The following is a 4,339-nucleotide window of genomic DNA, read 5'->3' on the forward strand; positions in this document are numbered from 1 at the left end:
AGCCGTTGGCCCCGGCCGCGGACGACGACGAGCCGTTCGTCCCAGCCAAGCGGTACCGCATGGCGCGGTTCACCAAGGTGCTCGTGTGTGCCTGCCTCGTGCTCGCGGGCGCGCTCGGCGGTGCCGCAATCCAGAAGGCCGTCGACGCACGCAACGGGACCGGCACAACCGGACGCAACTTCTCCCAGTTCGCGCCCGGTGCCGGGACCGGCGCGAGCGCGGGCACGGGCCAGAACGGATCTGGCCAAAACGGAACTGGCCAGAACGGATCAGGCCAGGGCACCGGCGGCTTTGGCGGGCGGACCCAGGCGAGCCAGGGCGCCACCGCCCCGACGGCGCCCGCGGTCGCGCCGTAGGGCCGCTCGGCCGGCGACCCGCGAGGGGAGGGGACCCCACAACCCCCGGGACGGGACCCCACAACCCTCGGGACGGGACGCCACAAGTTTGCCCGTCTCACTCAGTGCTGTACCATGTCCAATGCAAGGTGCCGTTCGTTAGCTGAGGCTCCTTCGCGTATACAAGCCAGCGACCCTAAACGTCGAGAGACGCCACCGGTCAGGACAGGCTGCCCCGGGCTAAGGGGCAACCCCGATTGGCTCCCTCCACCCAGGAGGGTCACGACGCGAAGTGCCAAAGGTCTTACGAGGAAGGGCCCCCCGGCAATCTGGCCGGGGCCTCCGGAGGCACGTGAAAGACGAGCGCAGGAGGTGACTGTCCGTGTCAAGCGGCGATAGTAGTACCTCCTTGCGTACCCCCTGAGCCTTCCGCTCAGAGCACTCTTCCTCTTTCCACCACGCGCGTCGATCCGGCCCAGCCCCGGGTGACCTCGGCGTGCCCGCTTCACAAACCCCGACCACCGTCGGGAGGAAGCAGGTCCCCATGATCAAGACCTCTCTCACCCGTGCCCACCGCCCTACCACGGCCAAGATCCAGCCCCAGACAGTCGGCCACAGCGGCCCCGTCACGGGCGCCTCCGCCGTCCTCGATTCCGCGCACGTCGGCGACATCAAGGGCGCCTTCGGCACCATCCGCCTCGATGACACCTCCACCTCGAAGAGCTGGAAGGCCCGGCTCAAGACGCTCCTGGCGATCATGGGCCCGGGGCTCATCGTCATGGTCGGCGACAACGACGCCGGCGCCTTCGGCACGTACACGCAGGCCGGCCAGAACTACGGCACGGGCCTCCTGTGGACGCTTGTGCTCCTGGTCCCCGTCCTCTTCGTCAACCAGGAGATGGTTCTCCGGCTCGGCGCCGTGACGGGTGTTGGCCATGCCCGGCTCATCCTCGAGCGCTTCGGCAAGTTCTGGGGCGCGTTCAGCGTGATCGACTTGTTCATCCTCAACGCGCTCACGATCGTGACCGAGTTCATCGGCATCAGCATCGGTCTCTCCTACCTTGGTGTGCCTCAGATCCCCGGAATCGTCATCTCCGCGCTCGTGGTCATCGGCGCGACGAGCACCGGCTCGTTCCAGCGCTTCGAGCGCGTGTGCATGGTCCTCGTGTTCGGTTCGCTCCTGCTCGTCCCCATCTTCTTCCTCAGCAACCCCGACTACGGCCAGATCGCGCACGACTTCGTGGTGCCCGGCATCCCCGCGGGCTCGAACATCGCCGACGTGACGCTGCTCATCATCGCGATCGTCGGCACGACCATTGCGCCCTGGCAGCTGTTCTTCCAGCAGTCCTACGTGATCGACAAGCGCATCACTCCGCGGTACATGAAGTACGAGAAGGCCGATCTGTGGATCGGGATCCTCATCGTGGTCCTCGGGGCCGGCGCGATCATGGCGTTTACCGCCTTCACCTTCGCGGGCAAGCCCGAATTCGGGCAGTTCACCGACGCGGGCGGCGTGGCGCAGGGCCTCGAGAAGTACGTCGGGCACATCGCGGGCATCCTGTTCGCCCTGGCCCTCATCGACGCGTCGATCATCGGCGCGGCAGCCGTGGGCCTCTCGACGTCGTACGCTCTCGGCGACGTCCTGGGCCTCAAGCACTCCCTGCACCGCAAGGTGAGCGAGGCGAAGGGTTTCTACGCCGCGTTCGCGGGCATCATCCTCATCTCGGCGGTCATCGTCGTCATCCCGGGAAGCCCGCTCGGCCTCCTCACCGTAGGCGTCCAGGTCCTCGCGGGCGTCCTGCTGCCCTCCGCGACGCTCTTCCTCCTGCTGCTGTGCAACGACAAGCAGGTCATGGGTCCGTGGGTCAACGGCAAGGCCATGAACGTCTTCACGTCCGCTGTGATCGCCGTGCTCGTGATCCTCTCAGTGGTCCTCACGACCGCGACCCTGTTCCCAGGTATCGACGGCGGCACGATCATCGCGATCCTCGGCGGCGGAGCCGGGCTGGTGATCGTCGCGGGCGTGGCGCTTGCTGCCTTCCGGGTCCGCGCGCGGCTGCAGGGCAAGGTCACGGAGGAGCCCGCCGTCGACCGCTCGGAGCGGCTCACGTGGCGCATGCCGCCCATCGCGCTCCTCGAGCGCCCGCAGCTCTCGCTCACCCGCCGGATCGGCCTCGGGGTCCTGTGGGTCTACCTCATCGTCGCGATGGCCCTCGTGATCGTCCGCGTCGTCCAACTGGCCCTCGGCGCCGCCTGACCTTTTCTCCCCATTCCCTCGGGCGTGACGTACAGTCACCTCGAGCGGACTGACGTGCTCCGAAAGGCACCCCATGAACGTTGCAACCCAGACTCTGTCCCTGTCCACGATCCTGCGCCACCCGGTGACCGACTCCGAAGGCCTGCGTATGGGCACGCTCGCGGACGTCATTATCCGGCTCCGCGAGAACAACTACCCCCTCGTGACCGGCCTCGTCGTCGCCGTCGGCGGCGCGCGGGTCTTCGTCTCCGCCGCCGACCTCGCCGCGCTCACGCCCGAGCGCGTCGACCTCGGCAGCACGAGCGTCAACCTCGGCGAGTTCACGCGGCGCGAAGGCGAGGTCCTGCTCTCCGAGGATGTGCTCGGCCACCGTCTCATCGACCTCTCCCGCGTCGCGTTCGTCAAGGCGTACGACGTCAAGCTCACCCAGGTCCTCGACGGCTGGACCGTCACGGGCCTCGACGTGCACCGCCGCCGCTGGCTGGGCCTCGGCCCGCGCCACGCCGCGCACGACGTGCGCGACTGGCAGGACTTCGAGCCGCTCATCGGCCACTCGGAGTCGGCGCGTGTCCGCCATGCCTCGGCGCGCCTCCCCGAGCTCAAGCCCGCTCAGATCGCGGACATCATCGAAGAGGCGAACGAGAACGAGCAGGACGAGCTTCTCGCGCAGGTCCACTCCGACCCCGAGCTCGAGGCGGACGTCTTCGAGGAGCTCGACGAGGACAGCCAGTCCGAACTCTTCCGCGACCGCTCCGACGCCGAGGTCGCGGAAGTGCTGGGCCGCATGCAGGCGGACGACGCCGCTGACGCGCTCATGGACCTCCCGCAGGAACGGCGCAAGTCCGTGCTCAACCGGCTACCCGAGCCGCAGCGGGCCACCGTCCACCGCCTGCTCGGCTACCACGACCTCACCGCGGGCGGGCTCATGGGGACCGACTTCATCGCCCTCCCCGCGACGGCGACGGTCGGGGACGCCCTCGCGGCGGTCCGGGCCGCAAGCGCCCTCCAGGCCCAGGCGCTCGTGACGTTGTACACGGTGCGCGCGGACGGGACGCTCGACGGCGCGCTGAGCCTCGTCCAAGCCGTCCAGACGCAGCCCGACCGGCTGCTCGCAGACGTCGCTGACACCGACGTCGTGGTCGCGTCTGCCACTGACGACGTCGTCGACGTCACCACGCGCATGGCGGACTTCAACCTGCTCTCGCTGCCCGTCCTCTCCGACGATCGGCGCATCATCGGCGTGATCACGGTCGACGACGCGCTCGAGGCGGCCATCCCCGAGGACTGGTCCCAGCGCGAGACAAACCACCGCGAGACCGGCTCCGAATAGTCCTCGAAGGTGACGTGGAAGGGGGCGTCGGATTCTGTCCGTCGCCCTCTTCTACGTACAGTAGATGTCGATCCCCGGCGTCCAGCGAAAGGCGGTGCGAGCATGCGTGCGCTGTTCCGGCTCTCGCGCGCCGCCGTCGTCGCGGGCTCCACGGTCCTTCTTGCCGCAGGGGCACACACCGCCGCGGGCGGCGCCCTGCCGGACCCGCTCGTCCTTGCGGCCGTGCTCGCGCTCGTCCTGGTCGGCGTCATGCCGCTCTCGCGGCGGAGGATCTCGGCGCCCATGATGGTCGCGGTGCTGTCGGCGACCCAATTCGCGCTGCACGAGGCCTTCGGGATCCTGTCCGAGACGTCCGCCAGCGCCCCAGCGCTAGCACCGGGTGGCGCGCACGTGCACATTCTCGGCGCGGCCGGGGCC

The 4,339-nt window shown here is 68.9% G+C and carries 2 protein-coding genes, 2 pseudogenes and 1 riboswitch; all 4 genes and pseudogenes read left to right on the plus strand.

The features are described 5' to 3' along the window. Positions 1-356: pseudogene (locus ACLN58_RS18610) on the plus strand (hypothetical protein); the annotation flags it as partial. 127 nt (positions 357-483) lie between these two features. After that, positions 484-656: riboswitch (M-box (ykoK) riboswitch) on the plus strand. 223 nt (positions 657-879) lie between these two features. Beyond that, positions 880-2,592 (plus strand): Nramp family divalent metal transporter, encoded by a 1,713-nt coding sequence (locus ACLN58_RS18615; RefSeq protein ID WP_415856730.1) that lies wholly within the window; start codon positions 880-882, stop codon positions 2,590-2,592. Between the two features lie 73 nt (positions 2,593-2,665). Beyond that, complete coding sequence (locus ACLN58_RS18620) at positions 2,666-3,922, plus strand: magnesium transporter MgtE N-terminal domain-containing protein (RefSeq protein ID WP_415856731.1); 1,257 nt, start codon at positions 2,666-2,668, stop codon at positions 3,920-3,922. Between the two features lie 102 nt (positions 3,923-4,024). Further along, positions 4,025-4,339: pseudogene (locus ACLN58_RS18625) on the plus strand (hypothetical protein); the annotation flags it as partial.

The organism is Sinomonas sp. G460-2, assembly GCF_047759905.1.
Taxonomy (GTDB): domain Bacteria; phylum Actinomycetota; class Actinomycetes; order Actinomycetales; family Micrococcaceae; genus Sinomonas.

Coding starts and splice junctions, on each gene's coding strand:
- ACLN58_RS18615 (WP_415856730.1), top strand. CDS start 880: ATGATCAAGACCTCTCTCACCCGTGCCCACCGCCCTACCACGGCCAAG.
- ACLN58_RS18620 (WP_415856731.1), top strand. CDS start 2,666: ATGAACGTTGCAACCCAGACTCTGTCCCTGTCCACGATCCTGCGCCAC.